This window comes from Ruegeria arenilitoris (genome assembly GCF_013031355.1).
Taxonomy (GTDB): domain Bacteria; phylum Pseudomonadota; class Alphaproteobacteria; order Rhodobacterales; family Rhodobacteraceae; genus Ruegeria; species Ruegeria arenilitoris_C.
Window position 1 is genome coordinate 22,845 of the sequence record NZ_WPZO01000004.1, and the last position, 24,247, is coordinate 47,091.

A 24,247-nucleotide genomic window follows, 5' to 3' on the forward strand; every position below is an offset into this window, starting at 1 on the left:
GTTGGACTGCAGTGTCCCTGCAAATCCCGAAGAAACTATGTCCATAGCTAGGCGCGAACGGCGCAAAAACGCAATAATCTTGGTTAAATTGTCCGAAATCGAAAAACCCGCGTGTTTCAGGTGACACGCGGGTTTCTATGTTCAAGGCTTTGTTGACCGTTTATTCAGCCGGAACCGCCTCGGCCTCGTTGGTCAGAGGATAGCTGAGCTTGTTCAGCATCTCTTTCGGGCAGACCTGTAGGAAGTTGGCTTTTTCAACATCCCAGTGCTGAAGGATGTCGGCGGCCTTGCGGCTGAAGGTTTCGGCCTGATGGGTTTCGATCAGCGTTTTCAGCTGCTCTTCCCAATGGTCGACGGTCACCGGGCAGGTCACCAGCGTTTCCATGTTCATCAGCTTTTCGGCCTTGCCTTCAGGGTCGTACAGATAGGCCATACCGCCCGTCATACCTGCACCAAAGTTGGCACCGATATCGCCCAGGATCACAGCCACACCGCCGGTCATGTATTCGCACCCGTTCGAGCCACAGCCCTCGATCACCACCGTGGCGCCCGAGTTCCGCACCGCGAACCGCTCACCGGCGCGGCCGGCGGCGAACAGGTACCCATCGGTGGCACCGTACAGGACGGTATTGCCGATGATGGTGTTGTCATCTGCCTTAAGTGGGCTGACCTGCGGCGGGCGCACGACGATCATGCCGCCCGACAGGCCCTTGCCGACATAGTCGTTGGCATCACCCGAGACTTCCAGTTTCAGACCCGGCGCGGCAAAGGCCCCCAGAGACTGGCCGGCCGAGCCCTGCAGCTTCACATGCAGGTGGTCGGACTGGAACGTGTTCCGCATCCCGAAGTTCTGCACGATATGGCTGGAAACACGGGTGCCCACGGTCCGGTGCGTGTTCTGCACCGCGTAGGACAGCTGCATCTTTTCACCATCCTTCAGGAACCGCGCCGCGTCGCGAACAATTTCGGCGTCCAGAGTATCCGGCACCACATTGCGATCCTTGTCACGGTTATAGACGATGTCCTGAGCGCCATCGACGGTGATCAGCAGCGGGTTCAGGTCAAGATCGTCCAGATGAGCGGACCCACGGCTGACCTGTGCCAGCAGATCGGCCCGTCCGATGATTTCATCGATCGAACGCGCACCCAGGCTGGCCAGCAGCTCGCGTACTTCCTGCGCGTAGAAGGTGATCAGGTTGACGACCTTGTCCGCGCTTCCGCTGAACTTGGCGCGCAGGTCTTCGTCCTGCGTACAGACACCAACCGGGCAGGTGTTCGACTGGCACTGGCGCACCATGATGCAGCCCATCGCGATCAGCGCGGCAGTACCGATGCCGTATTCCTCGGCCCCCATCATCGCGGCCATGACAATGTCACGACCGGTGCGCAGGCCACCATCGGTCCGCAGGGTCACACGGTCGCGCAGGTTGTTCATCGCCAGAACCTGATGCGCCTCGGTCAGGCCCATCTCCCACGGCAGACCGGCATATTTGATCGAGGTTGCAGGCGACGCACCCGTACCGCCATTGTGACCCGAAATAAGGATAATATCCGCTTTCGCCTTGGCCACACCGGCGGCAATCGTGCCAACGCCCGAGGACGCCACCAGTTTCACCGTCACTTTGCAGCGCGGGTTGATCTGTTTCAGGTCATAGATCAGCTGCGCCAGATCCTCGATCGAGTAGATGTCGTGGTGCGGCGGCGGCGAGATCAGGGTCACACCCTTGGTCGAGTGCCGCAGACGCGCGATCAGATCGGTGACCTTCATGCCCGGCAGCTGACCACCCTCACCGGGTTTCGCACCTTGGGCGACTTTGATCTCCAGCTCTTCACACTGGTTCAGGTATTCGGCGGTCACACCGAACCGGCCCGAGGCCACCTGCTTGATCTTGGCCGACGGATTGTCGCCATTGGGCTCCGGCACAAAGTGTGCGGGGTCTTCACCACCTTCGCCACTGTCGGATTTCGCACCGATCCGGTTCATGGCCACGTTCAGCGTCTTGTGCGCCTCGGGGCTCAGTGCGCCCAGCGACATGCCCGGTGTGACAAAACGCTTACGGATCGAAGTGATCGACTCGACCTCTTCAATTGGCACCGGCTTGCCCAGCGGTTTGAAATCCATCAGGTCGCGCAGGTGAATCGGCGGGTTCGACTGCATCTTGGCCGAATACTGCTTCCACAGCTCATAGGAGGCGCGGTTACAGGCCATCTGCATCATGTGCATCGAGGTCGCTTCCCATGCGTGGGTCTCACCCGATTTCCGCGCTTTGTAGAAGCCACCGATGGGCAGCACGTCCAGGCCGTTGGTCCAGGCTTTGGCGTGGATTTCCTCGGCCTTGGTCTGAATACCGGTCACACCGATACCGGAAATCCGGCTGGTCATGCCCGGGAAGTATTCCGCCACCATGGCGCGGCTGAGGCCTACGGCCTCAAAATTCAGACCGCCGCGATAAGACGAGATCACCGAGATGCCCATCTTGGCCATGATCTTCAACAGACCTTGGTCGATAGCTTCGCGGAAGCGGGCCACGTTTTCGGTCAGCGTGCCATCCAGAAGACCGCGATCAATGCGATCGGCCAGCGAATCCTCGGCCAGATAAGCGTTTACAACGGTCGCACCACAGCCGATCAGCACGGCAAAGTAATGCGGGTCGATACATTCGGCCGAGCGCACGTTCAGCGAGCAGAAGGTCCGCAGGCCCTGACGCGTCAGATGCGAGTGAACCGCACTGGTCGCCAGGATCATCGGCATCGCCACGCGACCCTCGCCTGAGTTCATATCAGACAGCACCAGATGCCCCGCGCCCGAGCGCACGGCCTCTTCTGCTTCGGCTCTAACACGGGCCAAAGCGGCGCTCAGCGCACCTCGACCCGGCTCAAAGCTACAATCGATCTCAGCCAGCGGAGAGTTGAAGTTCTCGACCAGCTTGTCCCACTGCGTGTTGCCGACAAAGGGGCTTTCCAGCACGATGATCTCGGTCTGGCTGCTGTCTTCGTCCAGCACGTTCTTGAGGTTGCCGAAGCGCGTTTTCAGCGACATCACGCGATATTCACGCAACGAGTCGATCGGCGGGTTGGTCACCTGGCTAAAGTTCTGGCGGAAGAAATGGCTCAGCGGGCGGTATTGCTTGGACAGAACCGCCGACGGGGTATCGTCGCCCATCGAAGCAATCGATTCCTTGCCGTCCTCGGCCATCGGGGCGAGGATCTGTTCCAGTTCCTCAATCGAATAGCCTGCTGCGATCTGACGCTTCCGCAGCTCTTCGCCCGAGAAGATCGGCGCCTCGACCAATTCGCCCAGCGTGTCGTCCAGATCGTTGATCTTGCCGACCCACTCGCCGAACGGCAGCGCGCGTGCCAGCTTGTCCTTGATCTGGGTGTCGCGGTAGAGCTTGCCACGCTTCATGTCCACGGCCAGCATCTGACCCGGACCCAGCGCGCCTTTTTCCGTCACCGATGCCTCATCAATCGGCACCATGCCGGCCTCGGACCCTGCGATGACCAGACCATCGCCAGTCACCACATAGCGCATCGGACGCAGGCCGTTCCGGTCCAGACCGGCGCAAACCCAACGGCCATCGGTCATGGCCAGCGCGGCGGGGCCGTCCCACGGCTCCATTACCGAGTTACAGTAGGAATACATGTCACGCCACGCCTGCGGCAGTTCAACCGCCTGCTTGGACCAGCTTTCCGGCACCAGCATGGTTTTCGCCATGGGAGCCGAGCGACCCGCACGCACCAGAACCTCGAATACCGAGTCCAATGCAGCCGAGTCCGACGAACCACCGGCGATGATCGGCTTGATGTCATCGGCATAGTCGCCGAAGGTCGAGGACGCCATGCGGATCTCATGGCTCTTCATCCAGTTGATGTTGCCCTTCAGCGTGTTGATCTCACCGTTATGGGCCAACATGCGGAACGGCTGCGCCAGCCACCATTGCGGGAAGGTGTTGGTCGAATAGCGCTGGTGATAGATCGCAAACGCCGATTCAAAGCGTTCGTCCATCAGGTCCGGGTAGAAGACGGCGACCTGCTCGGCCAGCATCATGCCCTTGTAGATGATCGAGCGGCAGGACAACGACGCCAGATACAGGCCCGAAATGCCCGCAGCATTAGCGGCCTTTTCGATGCGACGGCGGATGACGTACAGCTCGCGCTCGAACGTTTCTTCATCCACGCCCTTGGAATTCGAGATCAGAATCTGCTCGATCTCGGGACGGGTCGCGTTTGCCTTTTCGCCCAGGCAGGTCACATCGACCGGCACATGGCGCCAGCCATAGATGTAATAGCCCATGCGCAGAACTTCGGTTTCCACGATGGTCCGGCAGCTTTCCTGCGCGCCGAAATCGGTGCGGGGCAGGAAGACCTGACCAACCGCGATCAGCTCATCCATGTTGGGCTCGTGCCCGGTACGACGGATCTGGTCATAGAAGAAGGGGACCGGGATCTGCACGTGGATACCCGCGCCGTCACCGGTTTTACCGTCAGCGTCCACAGCGCCTCGGTGCCAGATCGCTTTGAGCGCATCGATCCCGGCATCCACAACCTTGCGCGACGGCTTACCGTCAACGGATACAACAAGGCCCACGCCGCAGGAAGAATGCTCTTCTTCCTCGGAATAGAGACCGTTTTCCGCCATCCATTTGCGCTTGGCTTCCTCGGCCCGCACCCAATCGGCATCATATTTGGTCATTGGCTGTCTCCTTCTTCCGGCTGGGCAAACATGGCTTCGACCTCGGATTTGGTCATCTGCTTGCGTTCGCCTGCGAACGCGTACCCGTCGGGCTTTTTGTCGATAAAAAGTTCCAGTTGCAGCGGGTTTCCTGTGTCTTCGAACAGGCCCGCTGCCATTTCAGTGTGTCCGTGCATCTCGCCCGGTGCGGTGACCCGGTACCAAAGGGCCGAGCCGCATTCGGCGCAGAAGGCACGCTCAGCCCATTCGGACGAGGTAAAAGTCTTGACCGGGCCCAAAGCGGCATAGCCGGGCTCGGCCTGAAACGTCACCAGCATCGAGCTGGTCCAGCGACGGCATTGGTCGCAATGGCATGCGCCCAGCGAGTCCTTCGACGGGGTGGCGGTCACGGTGACCGCGCCACACATGCATTGGCCTTGCAATTCGGGCATTCGAACCCTCCTGTCGCTGGGCGTTGGGTTACTCGGCTGCGATGGCAGCCTTGGCATTGAACCGGTCGATGATCGCATCGGCGCAATCACGGCCGTCACGGATCGCCCAGACCACCAGCGAGGCACCGCGTACGATGTCACCGATGGCATAGACGCCGTCCATCTCGGTCTCACCGGTCTGGAACGCCGCCTTGACGGTACCCCAACGGGTCACGGGCAGGTCGGGCTGGCCGAACAGGGTGGGCAGGTCTTCGGGCTCGAATCCCAGCGCCTTGATCACCAGATCGGCCTCTTCAACGTAATCCGCACCTTCGATCACTTCGGGTGCTTGGCGGCCAGACGCATCGGGCTGACCCAGACGCATCTTCTGCACCATCACGCCCGAGACCTTGTCGTCGCCGGTAAAGCCTTTGGGCGCGCTGAGCCATTCAAAAATCACGCCTTCTTCCTCGGCGTTTTGAGTCTCACGCTGCGAACCCGGCATGTTGGCGCGGTCGCGGCGATACAGGCATTTCACCGAGGTCGCACCCTGACGGATCGAGGTGCGCACGCAGTCCATCGCGGTGTCACCGCCGCCGATCACGACAACCTTCTTGCCGTCGGCATTCAGGCGGCCATTGTCGAAATCTTCAACGGCATCACCAAAGCTTTTGCGGTTCGAGGCGGTCAGGAAGTCGATCGCCTTTTCAATGCCATTCAGACCGCTGCCCGGCATCGACAGGTCACGCGACTTGTAAACACCGGTTGCGATGATCATGGCGTCATGCTTGGCGCGGATTTCTGCAAACTTTTCGGCGTCCACGTCGCAGTTCAGAACGAATTCAACCCCGCCATCGGCCAGCAGGTCATTGCGGCGCTGAACGATGTCCTTTTCCAGTTTGAAGCCCGGGATACCGTACATCAGCAGACCGCCCGCGCGGTCATAGCGGTCATAAACTGTGACCTGAATACCGGCGCGGCGCAGCATATCCGCCGCAGCCAGACCACCGGGGCCACCGCCGATGATACCGACGCTTTCGCTGCGCTCGGCACCCGGAGCGACCGGTTTCACCCAGCCTTTGTCCCAGGCGGTATCGGTGATGTATTTCTCGATGGTGCCAATGGTAACGGTGCCGTGGCCGGACTGTTCGATCACGCAATTACCTTCGCACAGACGGTCCTGCGGGCAGATGCGGCCGCAAATCTCGGGGAAGGTGTTGGTGGCCTGGCTGGTCGCATAAGCCTCTTCCAGACGGCCGGTTGCGGTCAGGCGCAGCCAGTCGGGGATGTTATTGTGCAGTGGGCAGTGTGACTGACAATAAGGCACACCGCACTGACTGCAGCGGCTGGCTTGTTCTTCTGCCTTGGCCGACGCGAACTCAGCGTAAATTTCGTCAAAGTCTTCTTTGCGCACATCGGCGGCACGCTTTTCCGGCATGACGCGGTCGATCTGCACAAATTTCAGCATCGGTTGCTTGGCCACGGGTCAGACTCCATGAATTGGCTTGGTCGAGCCTCTTTAAGAGATAGAGTTCGGGATGAAAAGTCAATTATACTGACCTAAATTAGAAAAATTTTGCCCGGAACGCGAAATCTGCGAAAAATATTCAGTTTTTTAGCTCCGAAACGGACCTATTTACGCGCTTTCCTTTTCGGCACCACACTTATACCCATTGCGCGCAAAGAACACGTGACGGCGGCACGGCAGGTTAAATGAGTTTTTTCCAACTGATTCTCGCGGCAATTATTCAGGGTATCACCGAATTTTTGCCAATCTCTTCTTCGGGCCATCTGATCCTGTTGCCCAACCTGACCGGCTTGGGCGATCAGGGGCTGGCGATTGACGTCGCCGTACATGTGGGCACGTTGGGCGCCGTGATCCTGTATTTCTGGTCGGACGTAAAACAAGCCATGGCCGGTTTGCCGCGCGCCCTGACGGGGCGGGTCGATACTCCGCAGGCCCGGCTGGCGATGGGCCTGATCATCGCCACGATTCCCACCGTCATCGTCGGCGCCATCCTGTTCAAAACCGGTCTCAGCCAATCCTTGCGTTCGATGGCGGTGATCGGCTGGACCATGCTGGGTTTTGGGCTGTTGCTGTATTGGATGGATCAGAAAGGCCCGCAGACCAAGCAAGCCAACGACTGGGGCTTGCGCGATGCCATGATCATGGGGTTGTGGCAGGTTCTGGCGCTGATCCCCGGCACCTCGCGGTCGGGCATCACCATAACCGGCGCACGGCAACTGGGCTACAGCCGCGAAGACGGCGCACGGATTGCGATGCTGATGTCGATCCCGACGATCCTGGCTTCGGGCGTGTTACTGTCGGCGGATGTGATCCGGGAGGCCGACGCGCAGCTGGCAAAAGACGGCGCGATTGCCGCCTTTTTCGCCTTTATATCAGCCCTACTGGCGCTGAGCCTGATGATGCGCCTGCTGCGCAGCGTCAGCTTCACGCCATATGTCATCTATCGCGTGATTCTGGGCGCGATCCTGCTGGTGATTGCCTACAGCTGATCAGATCCGCAGGTTGCCGGCCGAGTTCTGGATGTCGTCATACTGACCGGCCGGGCGGAACTTCCACAGGTAATCCGGCAGAACCGATTCCAGAGTGGCCGGCTCAATTCCCAGATCGTCAAAGCCTTTGGCGCCCTCGGACACCACATTGTCGCGACGCAAATTCTTCAGTTGGTCGCGGGTCAGGATGTGGTTCGGGAACAGCTGAAAGCTGACGAATTTCGCGATATCCAGCACTCCAGCCATAATTCGGGCCGCAAAGAACGGCACGCCGATGATGACGCGGCGACGGTGAATAACCCCCAGCATCTGCTGCATCAGCGCGCGGAAGGATTTCACCTCGGGCCCGCCCAGCTCATAGATACCGGCCTCAGCCTGGCCCAGAACGCCCTGTACGGCAGCTTTGGCCACGTCATCCACATAAACCGGCTGGAACTTGGTTTCCGCGCCGACCAGAGGCAGGAACGGCCCCATGCGGGTCATGCCGGCAAAACGGTTAAAAAACTGATCCTCGGTACCGAAAATCACCGACGGGCGCAGGATCACCGCGTTCGGCATATGCGCCAGCACGCCAGCCTCACCCTGCGCTTTGGTGCGGGAATACTCGCTGTTGGACTCGGCATCCGCGCCGATGGCCGAGATATGGACCATCCGCGCAACGCCCTGTTCAGCAGCGATCCGCGCGATCCGCTCGGCCCCTTCGGCCTGCACTGCGTCAAACTCGTTCTTGCCCAGCTCGTTCAGCACTCCGACGCAGTTCACCACCGCATCGGCACCGTGCATGACAGCAGCCACCGAGGCATCATCGCGGATGTTGCACAAGATGGGCTCGACCTGACCGACCACACCGTAGGGTTTGACGAACATTGCCTCGTTCGGGCGGCGCACCGCGACCCGCACGCGCCATCCTTCGTTTGCCAGACGACGTGCGATGTAACGACCGACAAATCCCGATCCGCCATAAATCGTGACCAGTTTGGACATGCGAGGGCTCCTGCTGATGGGTCTTGATCCGATCTACCGCCCAAAGCCCCGGCAAACAAGGCGCAATAACGCCGCGCGTCCGGGAAAAAACCGACAGATTTCGGACTGTTTGAGGCGCGGGTCAAAAAACTTTCAAAAAACTTTCCGAATCCTGTTGACGCCCCCCGCCAGTAGGCTTAAACGCCCCTCCACGACACCTGCCCAGGTGGCGGAATTGGTAGACGCGCTAGCTTCAGGTGCTAGTGTCCGTATGGACGTGGAGGTTCGAGTCCTCTCCTGGGCACCAAATCCCCAACATTGTAAAAAGACCAACCCGCATATGCGGAAATCATCGCTGTCTGCGGGGTTTGTCCTTCGGTTTTGTAGATCATGTTGCCCCGAAGGCGGGCCATGGGTCCGGTTTTCGAATCCGGCAAACTTTTCTGGCCGGAAAGACCCGCGCGGGCAGTGGCAGCGGTGGTTCCACAAGTGACGTGACGTCGCGGAACGTAAACCGCTTCTTCAACATCTTTACCTAAAGGTAAGGTTTGAAATAATTTTTTGACTGATCGGTTAAAAAATGACGCAAAAGAACGATTTCTTCCCCCTTGTTCGAAAAAACACGGTGCGTAAATGCCCCCTGTCGCTGCGGATCACCACTCACGGATTATCGATCCTCGAACCCGGAACCAGTGGGTTCGGATCAGGTCCGCAGCGGCAAGTTTTTAAGACCGGGATTTTGGAGGAAAGTGACAGTGCGGATCAAAACATTTCTCAATCGCTTCAAAGCGGCCAGATCGGTGCGGGGCACCGCTTCGAAAGACGACAAAACCGTTTTGGCAAAGGGCCACACGGTTTCCCCGGTCAACAAATCCGAACTGACCGCATTGTTCCAAACCGTTCTGGAAGAAAAAAGCGGCGACCTTCCGACCGGGCGCAAGTGACCCACGACGGGTCTCCCGGCGCTCCGGCATCATTCCATGACCGGGGACTGTTTCAGACCCGCGATTTTTCGAACTTTTCCCAGGCCGATTGAAAAGCCTGAAAATCAAAGCCCGGCTGGGTGGCGGCATCCAGGACGATGCGCTCGGTCGTCAGTAGTTTCTGGATTGCGGCCTCGAGCTGATCGACCACATCCTCTGGCACCACCAGCGCGCCATGGCGGTCAGCGTGGATCAGATCACCGGGGTTGACCGTCAGACCAAAGACAGACACCGGTGTATCGATCTCGCGCACGTGGACAAAGCCATGGCTGGGCCCGACAGACCCAGCAACCACAGGAAAGCCTTCAGGCAGATCGCCGAGGTCGCGCATGACGCCGTTGGTCAGGGCGCCCGACATCCCAAAGCCTTTGTGCACGGTGGTGTTGATCTCGCCCCAATAGGCACCGATGCAGTTGGGAAAATCGACATCCTCGATCACCGCGACCGAGGGCGCGGGACCTTCCGCCATATACTTGTAGTAGGCCATGCGGCGTTCCCGGATGACCTCTGGCGACTCAGACGGCGGTTGTACCGCGGCAATCTTGGCGGTGCGGGCATAGCCCACTATCGCAGGCTCGGACGGGGCCGAGCACAGCATGGTGCCGCGGGTGAACGCGTCGAACCCGCGCCTGCCCTGCGCCACCTCGATCGCGTTGCAGACGGTGGGGGTGTCGACCTTGCGCAATAGGGTCAGAAGGGACGGTGTCATGTGGCCTCCAGCCAGCGGATCAGGGCCGCTGTGGTGTCGTTGGGTTGTTCCAGAGTGGGCAGATGCCCGGCCTGTTCGATGACTTCAAACCTGCTGTTGGGCAGCAGATCGTGCATGAGCTGGTGTCGTTCGACCGGGCACAGGCCATCCTCGCGGCCGCACAGAACCAGCGATGAACCGGCATAGGCTTTCAGGGTTTCAGACTGGTCAGGGCGATCCATCAAAGCGCGGGACTGGCGTAGGAACACGTCAGAGCCCAGATCCTCGGCCATCGCCATACACAGGTCCAGAATGGCGCCCTGGTTGGGTCCGTCGGCCAGGTAGTTGGGCTTCATCTCGTCCCGCATCACCTGCCGCAGTTTCCCTTTGCGGACGGCCTCCATCTGCGGGCCGCGCCGGTCCTTGACCTCGGGCTTTTCGGCCAGCGGGTTAGTGTCCAGCAGGGCCAGCCTTTCGACCCGGTTGGGGGCTTGCCGCACAACCTCCATCGCGACGATGCCGCCCATCGACAGCCCTGCCAGAGCAAAGACCGGCGGCGCGTTCGTCAGGACATCGGCGGCCATTGCCAGCACGCTGTCCTGCGTCGACAGCGGAAAGGTCAGCAACGGTCTGGACCCGGACAACGCAGCAATCTGCGGCTGATACAGCCGCGCGTCGCACATCATGCCGGGCAAAAGAACCAGCGGCGTCATGCGTTGGCCAGTTTCGCGCCCTCGGACAGCGCGGACAGCTTGGCAAAAGCAATGTCGGGATCGACCGCGCCAAAGCCCGCGAAGGTGCCGAAACCGCAATCACTGCCCGCGATCACACGGTCCACGCCGACGATATCGGTGAAACGCGTGACGCGCTGCGCAACCAGCTCGGGGTGTTCGACAAAATTCGTCGTGGTGTCGACAACGCCGGGCACCAGAACCTTGTCGTCCGGAATTTCACCTTTGCGGTCGCGGAATACGGTCCATTCATGCGCGTGGCGCGGATTCGAGGTTTCGAACAGCACATAGCGGGATTTTGTGTTCATCAGGGTCGTGAACACCTTGTCCATGGCGATATCACAGCAGTGCGGACCTTCGTAATTGCCCCAGCAGATATGCACGCGCACGCGGTCCTGCGGCACGTTCTGCAGCGCGTGGTTCAGTGCCTCGACATGCATATCGGCGATCTTGACGAATTCCGCGTCGGACAGATCGGTGAACAGCATGTGCCGCGACAGCGCAAGGTCGGGGCAATCCAGTTGCAGTTCCAGCCCGGCGGCCACAATGGTTTCGTATTCGTCCTTCATCGCGTCCGCCAGCGCGGCCAGATACGCCTCGCGCGTGGGATAGAAATCGTTCTGCAGGAACAACGAAATCACACCCGGGGACGCGGCGTTCATGAACCCGCGCTCGGCCCCGTGCTGCGTCATCGCGGCCTTGAGGTTGGCGATGTCCTTCTCCAATTCACCCTGCCCTTTGGAGCGGACCTCGCCAGTACATTGCGGGCGGGCATATTGCGGCGTGCCGCCGTCGTCAGCCAGACGTTGCAGGAAGCCGGGGAACATCTTCAGATCGGCGGGCGCATTACGCGGGCTGTCACCCGAGAACCCGGTGTAACGATCCTTGACGTAAGTGGCGTAGGAGATTTTCGAGGTCTCACCGTCGCTGACGATATCCACCCCGGCCTCAACCTGTTTGCGCACGGTCTCGGAGACGGCTGCGGCCATGCTCGCATCGAAAGCGGCCTGATCGAAAGGTTCTTCGCGTTCGCGGGCAAAGATGAAATCCACCACCTCTTGCGAGCGCGGCAGCGACCCGACATGTGTTGTCTTTACGGTCATGGAACCTCCGTTATGTCTTGCGTGCCATCAGCACGGTGTGGCTTTGGGTTTCCGGGTCCTTGGCCAGAAATCCGGTCAGGATCATCCCGTTTTCCTCAAGGCAGGTGGCATAGGCTGCGGGCGAGAGAGAGGCGTGATAGACCAGCTCTCCGCCCACGGTTCCCTGCTCCTCTCCGGCGCTGGGGCCGACGGTCAGCATCAGCATCCCGCCTGGACGCAGGTGGCGCGTCATGCGGGCGATACAGGCCTTCTGCTCGTCAGCTGTCAGGTGGAAAAAGCTGTTCCAGGCGATGATGCCATCAAACCTCTGATCCAGCTCGAAATCCCGCATGTCTGCCTGCAACCAGTCGCCATCGGGCCAACGGCTGCGGGCGATCTCAAGCATGGCTTCCGAGAAATCGACGCCGGTGACGGCGAAGCCTTCGGCCTTGAACCAGCGGGCAATGGGTTCCCCCGTGCCGCAGCCCAGATCCAGCACGTGATCGCCGGGTTTCAGGCTGGCGGTGAAGCGCGCCAGCCAGCGCGCTTCGAACAGGGCCTTTGAGCGTTGCTCGTCATAGGCCCTGGCCTGCCGTTCGTAAACGGCGTGGGTATCGTCCGGATCGACGGTCATCCGACCCAGGTCGCACCGGCAGGATCGTCGGTGGCCGTGATACGATAAAGACCTGCCTGACCGGTCATGGACGGTGCGACGGTATAGGTTTCACCCGGCATGACAACCGCAGTATCGCCATTGGACAAGGTGGTCGAATAGCCATCAACAGTGATGCGCCAATGGCCGCTTGCCGGCATCAGAACCACAGGTTTCTCGGCTTTGACCGCATCATTCTGGGCAGAGCCACGGGTCAGGAAATCAACCTCGAAACCCGGTTTATCCTTGATGAGACCGGTCTCACCGATCACCAGCGCGGGTTTGTCCGCCGCCAGCGCCATCAGGTCCCAATAGCGCGCCACGTATTTGCCGATCACGGCATCTACCGGCACCTCGGGGTAGGCTTTCAGCTCTTCCTCGGTCAGCAGAGGCATCGGGCGCACGTTGTGCGGCAGCTCCTGACCTTTTTTGCTGTCATACAGCACACCATTGTCGCCCAGCATCAGGCCATGCGCCTGCGCGTCTTCGATCACCTGCGGTGCCCATGTCACACCGCCGCCAGCATCGTCGCCGCCGAGGATCGACATGATCATACCGTAGTCGTCGCCCACGTTCTCGAACCCACGGAAGATACCTGTGGGGATGTTGAAGATATCGCCTTCTTCGGCAATGAACTCACCCGCCGTACCATAACGGCCCCAGAAGAACCGCCAGCGGCCCTTGGCGACAAAGAACACTTCAGCCGTGGTGTGGCTGTGCAGAGAGTTGCGGCATTTCGGAGGTTGCCCCGCCGCGCCGATGTTGAAGCCGATCTTGTCGGTGATGTGGACGTGCTGATCGGGGGATTCCGACACGCCACCGCCGACGATGGTAAAGTTCTCTTTCTGATCGCTGCCCGGGGTGTGGGCGTCGATAAAGGCTGTTTTGCAGGGTTGCAGTTCGCCATAGCGGACGATGCGTTCTTGGATGGTGCTCATTTTGGTCTCCTAACGGGTTTGATGTTGCAACAGGCGGGTTAGCCCGTTGCCCCGGGAGGGCGGTTGTTCAGCCGCTTTGCCCGCAAAGAAGCCCGGTGGCAGTGATACCGCCGGCTCCCTTCGCTGGTATCCAGAGGGGCAGGCACCAAGGGCATTACACGTCCCCGGTCGCCAGGATAATCTGCTTCCAGACCGAAGTTTCGTCGAACAGGGTCCATTCACGGCGCAGCTTGATGTCACCGCCGATCAACTCACCCCATTCAGCGTGGCTGATGCCCAGCACATAAACATCGGCGCCGGTTGGCTTACCAAATGCGCCCCAGCCGTCATGCTTTCCGTGCAGGCTCCAGCGGATTGCCGAACGGGGCGGCATATTCGGATCATCGCGCCCGATCTGGTGATGGATGGTGAAGGTCGCATTGGGCAGTGCCGCACGCAACGACATCCAGAACCGATCCACCGAGTCCCACCCGTGTCCGGTGACGCCACCCGGGTATTCGGACTGCACGGCCCGGTCATAGTCACGTTCGACCGCGCCCATATCCGCGTTCATCAACCGGGTCAGCAGATCGGCATGACGCTGCCCCCATTCATTGTCGTTTCCGCGGCCCTTGTAAGGGCCTTCGACGTCAATTGCCGGAGTCAGCGGTCTGACACAGTTTTCCGGCCCGCCTTCGCGCGCAATCAGGTCGGCGGCGTATTCCTTTGGATCCCAGCCCATCTGCCTGACAATCGCACCCTGATCCCGGATCAGCCATTCATCGTCGATCTTGTTGTTGATCGCATGACAATCCGCCAGAATCCTGTACCGCAGCTTGGTTCCGGTGGGCTTGCCGTAAACCCCTTCGGCCAGATGCGTCGCGGTCGAGATGATCCGGTGCGAGCTGAGCATTCCCTCTTCCGGTGTACCGGACCAGATCACGTCCTCGCCCAATAGCTGACGGTCGGGAAATTCAGCCAGTGTGGCCATTGTTGCGCCAATGACATTCTGGTTGCCCAGCACAACAGACCCGGGCGAGCGGACAACAATATCCTCACCATAATAGTCGTGCAGGGTGGAAATCCCCCTGTCTTCCCAGATCTCTTTGGTAATCCCGATGATGTAGTCCGGAAAATCCCGAAACTTCGGATCGAAGCCTTTCATGTCTCTGTCCTTTGTGGGTTCCACCCTTTGGGCAACCGGGCCGAGGTCCGCACGACCAGCGGCCCGTCAATGGCCACTTTGCGCGATTTTGCCGTTGCCGGGGTGTCGATATGTTCAAGCAAGGCGGTGACGGTTTCCGCCACCATGAGATTGGCGCGTTGTCGGATCGTCGTCAGGTTATAGGCAGGCCACGCGGCGGGCGGCACATCGTCATAGCCCACGACCGACACGTCCTCGGGCACGCGCAGGCCCAATTCAAAGCGGATCACATCCATCACCGCCAGCGCCATGTGGTCGTTGGCTACCAACACCGCATCCGGACGCATGTCGGGCGCGACGTCAAACATACGCCGCGCCGCCGCACGCGCCGTTTCCGTGTGAAAGTCGCCAATTTCATGCGCAAACAGGCTCTGACCACCTTCGCTTAGTCCGGCGCGGAACCCCGCCTCGCGGTCGCGCTGGGTCGAGGCACCCTGCCAGCCGGCGATATAGCCGATGCGCTCGTGCCCACCGGCTAAAAGAAACTCGGCCACCTTGCGCCCGCCGACAAAGTTGTCGGACGTGACCGAGGTGATGCCTTCGATATCCTGACTGCGGTTGAACAGCACGACAGGTACACCGGCCTGCTGGCATCGTGTCGCAATTTCCGACGACATCGCGACCGAGGCCAGAATGACGCCATCCACCTGATAGTCGAGGATTTCCGCCATTACGTCTTCGATGTTTCCGGCAGTCCGTGAGGCCATGAAGATCAGGACGTGGTATCCCTTTTCCTGCAACGCGTTCGAGAGTTTCTCAAGCGCTTCAGGGTAGAAGTAATTGTCGAGGTACCCGACCACCAAACCGATGATCCGGCTTTTCCCCGACACCATCGCGCGGGCCAGAACATTGGGGCGATAGCCCAGTTCGGCCGCGGCCTTGCGAACCTTTTCCTCGGTCTTCTTGCTGACCGACGCGCCGGGCGTAAACACCCGGCTGACCGCCGATTGGCTGACACCGGCCAGTTGAGCAACTTGAAGAGAGGTGACTTTTTCAGCCATCAGTCTGCCGTCCATCCTCCGTCAATCAACATCGAAGTACCCGTGACCAGCGCCGAGGCGTCCGAGGCCAGGTAGGTCACCGCGCCCATGATGTCCTCGACCTCGCCCACCCGGTCCAGCTTGATCTTTTCCATGATCCAGGCGGCCCGTTCGGGGTTTTCGAAGGTGGATTGGGTCAAAGGCGTGCGGATGAAGGTCGGACACACCGTGTTGATACGAATACGCTGTTTACCCCATTCGATAGCCATGGCTTTGACCATACCCTCCAGCCCGTGTTTGGTCGCACAATAAAGCGCCCGGTCAACACCGCCGACATGACCCATCTGGCTTGAGATATGGATGATCGACCCCGGCTTGCCCGCTGCCATCAACGCCTTGGCCGCATAAGACGACAGGAAATAGGCCGAGCGCAGGTTGACGTTCGTAACCGCGTCGAAATCTTCGGGCGTGGTCTCAACCGCCGGACCATGACGCGCGGTTCCGGCCGAGTTCACCACCACATCAAAGACGCGGTCGTCAAACAATCCGCGTAGCGCTTCAAGATCGCCCTGATCCACCACGGCGGCCTCGGCCGACCAGCCCTGCGCCTGAAACGCCGCAACCGTTTCGTTCAAACGATCCGCCCCACGTGCGGCACAGACCACATGCGCTCCCGCTTCGGCCAGAGCTACGGCACAACCCTGCCCGATGCCCGAGGACGCGCCGGTGACAAGGGCGGTCTTGCCCGCCAGAGAAAACGAAGGGGTGCGGGGCAGATCACTCATCAGCTCATTCCATCCGGGATATTGATACGCCCCATGTTGCGGGCCTTATTGAATTCCCGCAGTCGGGCGAAAACGTCAACGCCAAGCTGACGATACGCGTCCAGAAGATCGACCAGTACCCAGTTTTCGCGGATCTTGCCGTTCTCGACCCGCCAGAAATCGAGGCTTCGCATGGTGATCCGCTTGCCCGAGGGCGCGATCCCCATCCAGCCATCATGGGTCACGGTCTGAATCATGTTGGGCCAGCCGGTCACGGCGGCATAGTCACCATCCCCGAAGAAGTGATAGGTGATGTCGTCGATATATTGCCCACGATCCGGCATGCCGTTGAGGAACGGAATCTGGTGCCAGTTGCGGAACCCGGAAAACCCGCGCCCGGTGCCGATGCCCGCCGGGCCGTACCAATTCATGCGCGGATGCCAGAACCGCTCGGGCTCCATCACCTCCGGCCCGCCTTGCGAGGGGTGCTTCTTCAGATGTTCAAGCATGTCGATGATGTGCTGACAGGCCGTCTGCCCCTTGGCCGCATCATAGGGGCCCGGCACGAAACCGTCCTGCGTCGCCGGTCCGGGCACATGCCATTCGCGACCCAGGCTGGGCGCCATCGGCCAGGCATTCGCCTGCATCATTACCTCGGGGATGTCCCACAGGGCCTGCATCTCGACCACTTTGCCGTCTTCAAAACGGTAGAATTCGTGGAACCGCATGGTCACCTGATGGCCGGTCGGCGGGATATCCAGCCATGGCCCGGTGAAGGTGCCGGTGTAATAGCCGCCACATCCGACCCAATCGGCCCCATGTTCATCCGGACCAGCCATGACGATATAGTCGCGCCGTTCCAGATCGGGCCAGGCGGACAGCAGGTCTTTGTAGGCGGTATCGTAATACGCGTCGCTGCCGGTGCTGTCGCCAAAGGGATGGCACAGCCTGAAAACAGCGTCAGGGGCGCTGACATCTGCCAGCGCCCGACGCACACCGTCCTCGCTGAAGTCGTACATCGCCGCCCGAAGCGGCGCGATCAGCGATTTGTGGTGTGTGTGCTTGTCACTCATTCAGCGGCGTCCCGATAAGGCGCAGGCTCACCGTAAGGTACATTGATCCCGCCATAGCGGCGCACGCGGATGTTGCATTGCTCGGCATGGCCTACAAAGCCTTCGAGCATACACAGGCGCGAGCCATATTCGCCGATCAGCGTCGCCGCCTCATCGGTCAGAACCTTTTGATAGCTGTGCGTTTTCAGATACTTACCAACCCACAGACCACCGGTATAGCGACCTGCTTTCTTGGTCGGCAGCGTGTGGTTGGTGCCGATCACTTTGTCCCCGTTGGAAACATTGGTGCGCGGACCAAGGAACAGCGCGCCATAGCAAGTCATGTTCTCAAGGAACCAGTCGTCGCGGTCGGTCATGACCTGAACATGCTCGGACGCGATGTCGTCGGCGACCTGCAACATCTCGTCATAGGTGTCGCAGACAATCACTTCGCCATACTCATCCCAAGACACTTTCGCGGTGCCAGCCGTCGGCAGAATGCCCAGAATACGGTCAACCTCGGCCAGAGTTTCCTCGGCCAGTTTGCGCGAGTTGGTCAGCAGAACGCAGGGGCTGTTATAGCCATGCTCGGCCTGACCCAGCAGGTCGGTGGCGCACAGCTCGGCATCGGCTGCGGTTTCATCGGCGATGACCATGGTTTCGGTCGGACCGGCGAACAGGTCGATACCCACGCGACCGAACAGCTGGCGCTTGGCTTCAGCAACGAACGCATTACCGGGGCCAACCAGCATGTGAACCGGGTTGATGGTCTCGGTTCCGATCGCCATGGCGCCGATGGCCTGAATGCCGCCCATGACATAAATCTCATGCGCGCCGCCCAGATGCATTGCTGCAATCACAGCCGCATTGGGCTTGCCGTTGAACGGAGGGGTGCAGGCGATGATGCGCGGAACACCTGCGACCGAGGCTGTGGCCACGGACATATGCGCCGAGGCCACCATCGGGAATTTGCCGCCGGGGACATAGCAGCCAACCGACTGAACGGGGATGTTCTTGTGACCCAGGATCACACCCGGCAGGGTTTCGACCTCGATATCCAGCATGGAATCGCGTTGCGCCTGCGCGAAGTTGCGCACTTGTTCCTGCGCGAACTTGATGTCTGCCAGCTCGCGCTCGGTCAGCTGACCGATCAGGTCGTCGATCTCTTGCTGCGACAGCCGGAACGAGGCGGGCGAGTAATTGTCGAACTTCTCGCTCAGCTCGCGCACGGCGGCATCGCCACGGGTTTCGATGTCTTTCAGAGTGGCTTCCACCACGGCGCGGGTCTTGGCGTCATCCTCTGCCCGGTCGGCGTCAGACTTACCGCGTTTGAGATACTCAATTGCCATTGTCTAAACCCTTTTTATTCAGGACGAGGAGCAGTTTTCTCACCACGGTCATAGGCTTCCCAGCCTTCACCGTTGAAGATATCGACACCCAGCTGTGCAGCGACATGGGCGAAATCGACATTCACCCAGTTGTCGACGATCTTGCCATCAACCACTTTCCAGAAGTCCATGTAGCGGATCTCGACCCGCTTGCCGGTGGGCGCAATGCCCAGAAACTCGCCGGAATGGGTGGCTTCCTGACGACCGAACGCCGCAGCCCATTCACCCATGTACAGGCGGGCCTCATCAATGCAGGTCTTGTCCGAGAACGCAGCCTGAAACGGGCGCTGCCAGTTGTCCTGAAACTCTTTCAGACCTGTCTTGGTGCCACAGCCCTGGTTGCCCAGCCAACGGAACCCTTCCGAGAAGAACTCGCCGATGTCGTCAATACGGTGGTCGTTCAGACCATCAACCATAGTTTCGATCACGCGGCGGGTGTCTTTGGTTTTGCTCATGTCCGTGTCGCGGGTCAGGACCGCTTGTTCGGGACGGGAACCTTTCATTTTTCTATCCTTTCAGATCGCAAGAGTGTGTGAGGGGGTCACTGACCCGCCATCACAAAAAGTCCCTCGGCATCCTGTTCAGCGCCGGATGGCGCGATACTGCACTGTTGCGCGACCGACTGCTCATCAGCCTTTCACCGCCCCGGCTGTCAGACCGCTGACGATCTGGCGCTGGAAGATCAGAACAAGGAAGATCAGCGGCGCAGTGATCGACACGGCGGCAGCCACGGCGACAACCTGATCGGTCGTGGTGGTTTCGCGGTTGAACATGCCGACAATGGCCGGAACCATGGTCTGGTTCTGCGCGTCCAGCAGCAGTGAGGTCACCAGAAAGTCGTTATAGGCCAGCAAGAAGCTGAACAGTCCCGTGGTAATCACACCCGGCCACATCACCGGCATGATGACACGGCGGAAGGCCTGGAAGTGGCTGCAGCCATCAACGCGGGCGGCCTCATCCAGCTCAGACGGGATGTTCTGGAAGAACGAGCGCAGCATCCAGATGGTAAAGGGCTGGTTGATCGCAACCAGAACCGCAATCACCGCAAACGGCTTGCCGTACAGCGTCGGGGCATTGTCGCCCAGGATCGGGCTCAACCATTCGGCCGAGTTGATGAAGACCGGCAGGTAGCCCGCCACCAGAACAGAGTGCGGCAGAGCGCGGAACACCAGCGCCACGATCAGAATCCAGAACGCGAAGGTCGACCCCGAGCGCGCCAGACCATAGCCCGCCAGCGTCCCAACCGTCAGCGACACGGTCACAACCCCGGTGGTCACGATCAGCGAGTTGCGGAAGTTGTCCGAGAAACCGCGATCAATCCAGACGGTTTTGTAATGTTCGGTCGTCAGGCCCAGAACGTCCCGGCCCAAGGGACCAAAGAGCGGGTTCAGCACGCCAAGGATCGCAGGCAGGATCACGAAGAACACCACCAGAAAGCCCACGGCGACGGCCAGAATTCCGATGATCCAGCCGATCCATTCCTGACCGGGTTTGGAATAGGATTTGACCATCGAGGGCAAGGTCTTGGTCGCCACGATGATCGTGCCCCAGATCACCGCGATGCCCAGAATGATATCCAGCAGCGACAGACCGTTGCCCTTGGCCAGAGTCGCAGGCCCGAAGATCACATTCAGCGCGTTACTGTCAAAAGCATCCACGGGGGATTTGAAGCTCATCACCGCGATCCAGAAGATCGGGAAGGCGGCGACCAGGCACCAGAAGACCAGGAAGACGTTGGATGTCAGTCGCAGGCTGAACGGTTGGCGAAGCGCGCGTGAGGACATATCAGTGACCCCCTTTGTGATCGCGCCATGTCCGGCGCAGCGGAAGGATAAGCAGGATGACGATGCCGATCATGGTCAGCATGGCACTGGCCGAGGCCCGACTGATCGACCGGTTTCCGGCCTGATCGGGTACCAGGAAGTCATACGTCAGCCACTGCAGCGAGATGACATAGCCCTGGCTCGAGAAACCGACGATTTCTTCGAACACGCGATAGGCGTCCATCAGGTGGATCATCGATACAAAGATGATCAGCGGCATCAGGTGCGGGATGACGATGTATTTCATTCGCTGCCAGCGGGTGGCACCGTCGATCACCGCACTTTCCAGACTGTCCTGATTGACGGTTTGCAGACCGGCGTAGAACACGATGGCAGCAAAGGGTGCGACGTGCCACACGCGGTAGAGCATCATCAGGATCTCGATCGTCCACGCCTGTGCAAACAGGGCGATATCGCGGTTCAGCCACCATTCCAGCAGCGCGGTCAGGATACCGTCACCGCGGAACAGCCAGTTGATCGACAGCACCCCGATCACCGGCGTGATGATGAAGGGCAGCAGCGAGATAAAGATCACCGGCCCGCGGATCGCTCGCGCCGCGTTGTTGATCAGAACCGCAATGCCCAACCCGCAGACGATCACCAAAGGCAGCGTGATCAGCGTGAATGTCAGGGTAAACCGCAGCGCCTTCCAGAAGTTGATGGTGGACAGAACACTCAGGCTGCCTTCGCTGATCGCACGCCAGGCCCGTTCGGGTTCCAGGACGTTGCGATAGCTTTGCAGTCCCACATATTGGGTCTGGGTGATGACCTCGCCGTGTTCGTCCAGCTTCGGTTGCGATTTCAGCTCGGTCACACAGGTCTGGGTCAGGAAACCGGGGGTGCAGGTTTCCACCTCGACCGTCTCATAGATCGGCTGGGTGATGTAAAAGCTCTGCTTGAACACGCTGACCAGCGGGAAAGCGATGAAGAGAAGCATCATAAAGACAGAGGGGCCAACAAAGGCGGCAAATGTCCGGAAATTCATGGCTCTGCCTTTCTCATGGTTCTCGAGGGATCAGGAGGGGATGGGAGGGCCGGAGCCCTCCCCCCGGGAGGATCAGTTGTTGACCAGACCTGCTTCTTTCGCAGCAGTCAGATAAGCGGCTTCGATATCGGCCAGAGTGGTCGATGCGTCTTTTACACCGGTCAGATAGTCGGCCAGACCATTACCCAGCGCACTGTGCAGAACGCCCATCGGGGCCGACGCAGGATACGCCTTGGCACCGTTTTCTGCCGACGCTGCGGCACCGGCTGCCAGTTCACCCGGCGTATAAGCGGGGCTCAGCCAGACAGCGACGTCGTTGTTGGCGCTGACCATGTCACCGTCGATGCCTTCCATGACCAGACGGAACGCGGCATCCGCTTCTTCGTCGCTCATGTTTGCAGCCAGAACGACACCATCCCACCAGATGGTGGTCGAAGGCGCAGCCGCACCCATCGGCGCCGATGCCATGGTAACCTTGCCGACAACCTGGCTTTCGGCTTCGTCGTTCATCGCCGCGGCACGGCTGGCCCACAGGTTCGCCATCGCGATCTTGCCCTGTTGGAACTGCTGTTGAACATAGGTCGAGTCGGATACCAGATATTCAGGGTCCATGAATTCGGTCATCGCTTTCATGGTCTCAAGCGCCTTGACGCCCTGTTCGTTGTTGATCGAGGGCATGTTGCCTTCGCCAAAGAACTGACCGCCTTCGCCCATGTACATGTTGACGAATTCCTGAGCCAGGTTCCAACCTGTCTTGAAGGTCCCGCCGATCGGGTACTCCATGACGCCGGCTTCTTTGATCTTGGCAGCAGCGGCCAGAACGTCGTCATAGGTCTTGGGCTCTTCGATGCCCAGATCTGCCAGAACGTCGTTGCGATACATCAGGTGCTGCGCGTTCACCATCATGGCAATCGCCATAACCTTGCCGTCCACCTTGATCAGCTGGTTCGGCAGCAGATCCTGACCATATTTCTCGACCAGATCATCCAGCGGACGCAGCGAGCCTGCGTTCAGCAGCGGGATCATGGTTTCGTTGGCAACGCCACCGATCTGATACAGCGAGGGGTTCGCTGCAAAGGCCTCGGGCTGCTTTTCGCGGAATTCCTGATCCAGCGAAGCGCTGAAGTTGCCGCACTCGGCCATCGCGTCGGTGACGGCTTTCCAGGCCTCGAAACCAGCCGAAAGCGATTTCAGTGGCACTTCGTTTTCATACGCACATTCGGCCCATACGCCGGTTGCTGCGAGGGACATGGCGCCTGCCATGAAGAGTGATTTGAGTTTCATGCGTTTCTCCCTGTCAGGATCGGTCCGTCGTCGACGTCCGGACCGCTGTTATGCCCGAATGGGCTGTTTGTGGGATTGCTCCCCGATCCGCGCACCGCTTTCAGCTTCAAAGAGGTGACAGATTTCCGTTGGCACCGAGAACGAGACCATCTCGCCAATTTCGGCGCGGAAGGCTTTGTCGGCCTTGACCGACACCAGTGCACCACCGACCCGGACCGAGATCATGGTCGCGTCGCCCAGCAGCTCCAGCGTGTAGATCGGTGCTGTGATCTGACCCTGCCCTTCGGCAAGGCTGGCATCCTCGGCGCGGAAGCCCAGCGTCATCGGGCCATCCGGCGCATCGACCGGAATCTCAACATGTTCGGAACGGAACACGCCGGCTGAGACCTGACCGTCCATCAGGTTCATCGCCGGTGAACCGATGAAGCTGGCCACGAAGGTGTTCGCGGGGCGGTCATAAATCTCGGTCGGGCTGCCGACCTGTTGAACCACACCTTTCTTCATGACCACAACGCGATCGGCCAGGGTCATGGCTTCGATCTGGTCGTGGGTCACATAGATGGTAGTCACCGCCAGCTCGTGGCTGAGGTTTTTGATCTGCGCTCGGGTCGAGACCCGCAGCTTGGCGTCGAGGTTGGACAGCGGTTCATCCATCAGGAACACGTTGGGTTCGCGGACAATGGCCCGGGCCAGTGCCACACGCTGCCGCTGACCACCGGACAGTTCGGCGGGCTTGCGGTGCAGGAACTCGTCCAACTCAACCATCGCGCTGGCACGGCGCACCTTTTCATCATGAGTTGCCGGATCGATGCCGCGCACTTTCAACGGAAAGCGGATGTTCTCGTAGACGTTCATGTTCGGGTAGAGCGCGTAGCTCTGGAACACCATCGCAACGTCGCGGTCCTTGGGCTCAAGGTCATTGACCACCTTGCCATCGACCAGAATTTCACCCTCGGTGACGTCTTCCAGACCCGCGATCATCCGCATCGTGGTGGTCTTGCCGCAGCCTGACGGGCCCAGAAGCACCAGAAACTCGCGATCCGCGATGGTCAGGTCGAAATTGTGAACCCCGACAAAGTTGCCCCAGCGTTTGCCGACGTTGCGCAGTTGAATTTCCGCCATGGTGCCCCC

21 protein-coding genes and 1 tRNA gene are annotated in these 24,247 nt (G+C 59.9%); 3 read left to right on the forward strand and 19 right to left on the reverse strand.

Going from position 1 to position 24,247, the window contains the following annotated elements:
• Nucleotides 1-160: 160 nt before the first annotated feature.
• From gltB to GOX63_RS11125, 3 genes are read right to left on the reverse strand one after another with little or no spacing between them, the layout of a single operon-like run.
• Entirely contained in the window at nt 161-4,693 is a 4,533-nt protein-coding gene (gene gltB, locus GOX63_RS11115) for a glutamate synthase large subunit (RefSeq protein ID WP_170326048.1), read from the reverse strand.
• Nucleotides 4,690-5,124 (reverse strand): GFA family protein, encoded by a 435-nt coding sequence (locus tag GOX63_RS11120; RefSeq protein WP_170326049.1) that lies wholly within the window; start codon nt 5,122-5,124, stop codon nt 4,690-4,692. The genes gltB and GOX63_RS11120 overlap by 4 nt, the downstream gene beginning before the upstream one ends.
• 28 nt (nt 5,125-5,152) lie before the next feature.
• Nucleotides 5,153-6,586: an NAD(P)-dependent oxidoreductase gene (locus tag GOX63_RS11125; RefSeq protein ID WP_170326050.1), complete on the reverse strand. Its 1,434-nt coding sequence runs from the start codon at nt 6,584-6,586 to the stop codon at nt 5,153-5,155.
• Nucleotides 6,587-6,816: 230 nt separating this feature from the next.
• Here GOX63_RS11125 and GOX63_RS11130 point away from each other — a divergent pair, with 230 nt between their 5' ends.
• Nucleotides 6,817-7,620, forward strand: a complete 804-nt coding sequence (locus GOX63_RS11130) for an undecaprenyl-diphosphate phosphatase (RefSeq protein ID WP_170326051.1) — start codon at nt 6,817-6,819, stop codon at nt 7,618-7,620.
• Here the strand turns inward: GOX63_RS11130 and GOX63_RS11135 are convergent, their stop codons facing one another.
• Nucleotides 7,621-8,604: a complex I NDUFA9 subunit family protein gene (locus tag GOX63_RS11135; RefSeq protein ID WP_170326052.1), complete on the reverse strand. Its 984-nt coding sequence runs from the start codon at nt 8,602-8,604 to the stop codon at nt 7,621-7,623. It abuts the gene before it with no gap.
• A 199-nt stretch (nt 8,605-8,803) separates the two neighbouring features.
• Between GOX63_RS11135 and GOX63_RS11140 the strand changes: the two genes are divergently transcribed.
• Together GOX63_RS11140 and GOX63_RS11145 are read left to right on the forward strand one after the other, a co-directional pair.
• Nucleotides 8,804-8,890 (forward strand) — tRNA-Leu (locus GOX63_RS11140).
• Nucleotides 8,891-9,338: 448 nt separating this feature from the next.
• Nucleotides 9,339-9,527 (forward strand): hypothetical protein, encoded by a 189-nt coding sequence (locus tag GOX63_RS11145; RefSeq protein ID WP_170326053.1) that lies wholly within the window; start codon nt 9,339-9,341, stop codon nt 9,525-9,527.
• 52 nt (nt 9,528-9,579) lie between these two features.
• Here the strand turns inward: GOX63_RS11145 and GOX63_RS11150 are convergent, their stop codons facing one another.
• The 15 genes from GOX63_RS11150 to GOX63_RS11220 all read right to left on the reverse strand — a co-directional run bounded on the left by GOX63_RS11150 (nt 9,580) and on the right by GOX63_RS11220 (nt 24,238).
• On the reverse strand, nt 9,580-10,275 hold the full coding sequence (locus tag GOX63_RS11150; RefSeq protein ID WP_170326054.1) for an RraA family protein: 696 nt from the start codon (nt 10,273-10,275) through the stop codon (nt 9,580-9,582).
• The gene (locus tag GOX63_RS11155; RefSeq protein WP_170326055.1) at nt 10,272-10,967 is read right to left on the reverse strand and encodes an alpha/beta fold hydrolase; all 696 of its coding nucleotides are present in this window, start codon (nt 10,965-10,967) and stop codon (nt 10,272-10,274) included. Before GOX63_RS11155 ends, GOX63_RS11150 begins: the two co-directional genes overlap by 4 nt.
• Nucleotides 10,964-12,088, reverse strand: coding sequence for a cobalamin-independent methionine synthase II family protein (locus GOX63_RS11160; protein WP_170326056.1), 1,125 nt, complete (start codon nt 12,086-12,088; stop codon nt 10,964-10,966). The genes GOX63_RS11155 and GOX63_RS11160 overlap by 4 nt, the downstream gene beginning before the upstream one ends.
• A 10-nt stretch (nt 12,089-12,098) precedes the next feature.
• Nucleotides 12,099-12,701 carry a class I SAM-dependent DNA methyltransferase gene (locus tag GOX63_RS11165; protein ID WP_170326057.1) on the reverse strand — a complete coding sequence of 201 codons (603 nt, stop codon included), beginning with the start codon at nt 12,699-12,701 and terminating at the stop codon, nt 12,099-12,101.
• Nucleotides 12,698-13,657, reverse strand: a complete 960-nt coding sequence (locus GOX63_RS11170) for a cupin (RefSeq protein ID WP_170326058.1) — start codon at nt 13,655-13,657, stop codon at nt 12,698-12,700. The genes GOX63_RS11165 and GOX63_RS11170 overlap by 4 nt, the downstream gene beginning before the upstream one ends.
• Before the next feature lie 154 nt (nt 13,658-13,811).
• Nucleotides 13,812-14,801: an ester cyclase gene (locus tag GOX63_RS11175; RefSeq protein WP_170326059.1), complete on the reverse strand. Its 990-nt coding sequence runs from the start codon at nt 14,799-14,801 to the stop codon at nt 13,812-13,814.
• Nucleotides 14,798-15,841: a LacI family DNA-binding transcriptional regulator gene (locus GOX63_RS11180; protein ID WP_170545754.1), complete on the reverse strand. Its 1,044-nt coding sequence runs from the start codon at nt 15,839-15,841 to the stop codon at nt 14,798-14,800. The genes GOX63_RS11175 and GOX63_RS11180 overlap by 4 nt, the downstream gene beginning before the upstream one ends.
• The gene (locus tag GOX63_RS11185) at nt 15,841-16,605 is read right to left on the reverse strand and encodes an SDR family NAD(P)-dependent oxidoreductase (RefSeq protein ID WP_170326061.1); all 765 of its coding nucleotides are present in this window, start codon (nt 16,603-16,605) and stop codon (nt 15,841-15,843) included. Before GOX63_RS11185 ends, GOX63_RS11180 begins: the two co-directional genes overlap by 1 nt.
• On the reverse strand, nt 16,605-17,657 hold the full coding sequence (locus GOX63_RS11190) for an ester cyclase (protein ID WP_170326062.1): 1,053 nt from the start codon (nt 17,655-17,657) through the stop codon (nt 16,605-16,607). Before GOX63_RS11190 ends, GOX63_RS11185 begins: the two co-directional genes overlap by 1 nt.
• Nucleotides 17,654-18,985: a histidinol dehydrogenase gene (hisD, locus tag GOX63_RS11195; protein ID WP_170326063.1), complete on the reverse strand. Its 1,332-nt coding sequence runs from the start codon at nt 18,983-18,985 to the stop codon at nt 17,654-17,656. Before hisD ends, GOX63_RS11190 begins: the two co-directional genes overlap by 4 nt.
• Before the next feature lie 14 nt (nt 18,986-18,999).
• Nucleotides 19,000-19,527, reverse strand: a complete 528-nt coding sequence (locus GOX63_RS11200; RefSeq protein ID WP_170326064.1) for an ester cyclase — start codon at nt 19,525-19,527, stop codon at nt 19,000-19,002.
• 126 nt (nt 19,528-19,653) lie between these two features.
• Nucleotides 19,654-20,808 (reverse strand): carbohydrate ABC transporter permease, encoded by a 1,155-nt coding sequence (locus GOX63_RS11205; RefSeq protein WP_170326065.1) that lies wholly within the window; start codon nt 20,806-20,808, stop codon nt 19,654-19,656.
• A 1-nt stretch (nt 20,809) separates the two neighbouring features.
• Nucleotides 20,810-21,832 carry a carbohydrate ABC transporter permease gene (locus tag GOX63_RS11210; RefSeq protein WP_170326066.1) on the reverse strand — a complete coding sequence of 341 codons (1,023 nt, stop codon included), beginning with the start codon at nt 21,830-21,832 and terminating at the stop codon, nt 20,810-20,812.
• Nucleotides 21,833-21,904: 72 nt separating this feature from the next.
• Entirely contained in the window at nt 21,905-23,116 is a 1,212-nt protein-coding gene (locus tag GOX63_RS11215; protein WP_170326067.1) for an ABC transporter substrate-binding protein, read from the reverse strand.
• Between the two features lie 48 nt (nt 23,117-23,164).
• The gene (locus GOX63_RS11220; RefSeq protein ID WP_170326068.1) at nt 23,165-24,238 is read right to left on the reverse strand and encodes an ABC transporter ATP-binding protein; all 1,074 of its coding nucleotides are present in this window, start codon (nt 24,236-24,238) and stop codon (nt 23,165-23,167) included.
• Nucleotides 24,239-24,247 lie beyond the last annotated feature (9 nt).

What these genes read in the sequence shown, in the direction of transcription:
- GOX63_RS11120 (WP_170326049.1), bottom strand. Translation starts at nt 5,124, where the DNA reads ATGCCCGAATTGCAAGGCCAATGCATGTGTGGCGCGGTCACCGTGACC.
- GOX63_RS11220 (WP_170326068.1), bottom strand. Translation starts at nt 24,238, where the DNA reads ATGGCGGAAATTCAACTGCGCAACGTCGGCAAACGCTGGGGCAACTTT.
- gltB (WP_170326048.1), bottom strand. Translation starts at nt 4,693, where the DNA reads ATGACCAAATATGATGCCGATTGGGTGCGGGCCGAGGAAGCCAAGCGC.
- GOX63_RS11210 (WP_170326066.1), bottom strand. Translation starts at nt 21,832, where the DNA reads ATGAATTTCCGGACATTTGCCGCCTTTGTTGGCCCCTCTGTCTTTATG.
- GOX63_RS11200 (WP_170326064.1), bottom strand. Translation starts at nt 19,527, where the DNA reads ATGAAAGGTTCCCGTCCCGAACAAGCGGTCCTGACCCGCGACACGGAC.
- GOX63_RS11185 (WP_170326061.1), bottom strand. Translation starts at nt 16,605, where the DNA reads ATGAGTGATCTGCCCCGCACCCCTTCGTTTTCTCTGGCGGGCAAGACC.
- GOX63_RS11180 (WP_170545754.1), bottom strand. Translation starts at nt 15,841, where the DNA reads ATGGCTGAAAAAGTCACCTCTCTTCAAGTTGCTCAACTGGCCGGTGTC.
- GOX63_RS11190 (WP_170326062.1), bottom strand. Translation starts at nt 17,657, where the DNA reads ATGAGTGACAAGCACACACACCACAAATCGCTGATCGCGCCGCTTCGG.
- hisD (WP_170326063.1), bottom strand. Translation starts at nt 18,985, where the DNA reads ATGGCAATTGAGTATCTCAAACGCGGTAAGTCTGACGCCGACCGGGCA.
- GOX63_RS11155 (WP_170326055.1), bottom strand. Translation starts at nt 10,967, where the DNA reads ATGACGCCGCTGGTTCTTTTGCCCGGCATGATGTGCGACGCGCGGCTG.
- GOX63_RS11175 (WP_170326059.1), bottom strand. Translation starts at nt 14,801, where the DNA reads ATGAAAGGCTTCGATCCGAAGTTTCGGGATTTTCCGGACTACATCATC.
- GOX63_RS11205 (WP_170326065.1), bottom strand. Translation starts at nt 20,808, where the DNA reads ATGTCCTCACGCGCGCTTCGCCAACCGTTCAGCCTGCGACTGACATCC.
- GOX63_RS11130 (WP_170326051.1), top strand. Translation starts at nt 6,817, where the DNA reads ATGAGTTTTTTCCAACTGATTCTCGCGGCAATTATTCAGGGTATCACC.
- GOX63_RS11135 (WP_170326052.1), bottom strand. Translation starts at nt 8,604, where the DNA reads ATGTCCAAACTGGTCACGATTTATGGCGGATCGGGATTTGTCGGTCGT.
- GOX63_RS11170 (WP_170326058.1), bottom strand. Translation starts at nt 13,657, where the DNA reads ATGAGCACCATCCAAGAACGCATCGTCCGCTATGGCGAACTGCAACCC.
- GOX63_RS11215 (WP_170326067.1), bottom strand. Translation starts at nt 23,116, where the DNA reads ATGAAACTCAAATCACTCTTCATGGCAGGCGCCATGTCCCTCGCAGCA.
- GOX63_RS11150 (WP_170326054.1), bottom strand. Translation starts at nt 10,275, where the DNA reads ATGACACCGTCCCTTCTGACCCTATTGCGCAAGGTCGACACCCCCACC.
- GOX63_RS11160 (WP_170326056.1), bottom strand. Translation starts at nt 12,088, where the DNA reads ATGACCGTAAAGACAACACATGTCGGGTCGCTGCCGCGCTCGCAAGAG.
- GOX63_RS11165 (WP_170326057.1), bottom strand. Translation starts at nt 12,701, where the DNA reads ATGACCGTCGATCCGGACGATACCCACGCCGTTTACGAACGGCAGGCC.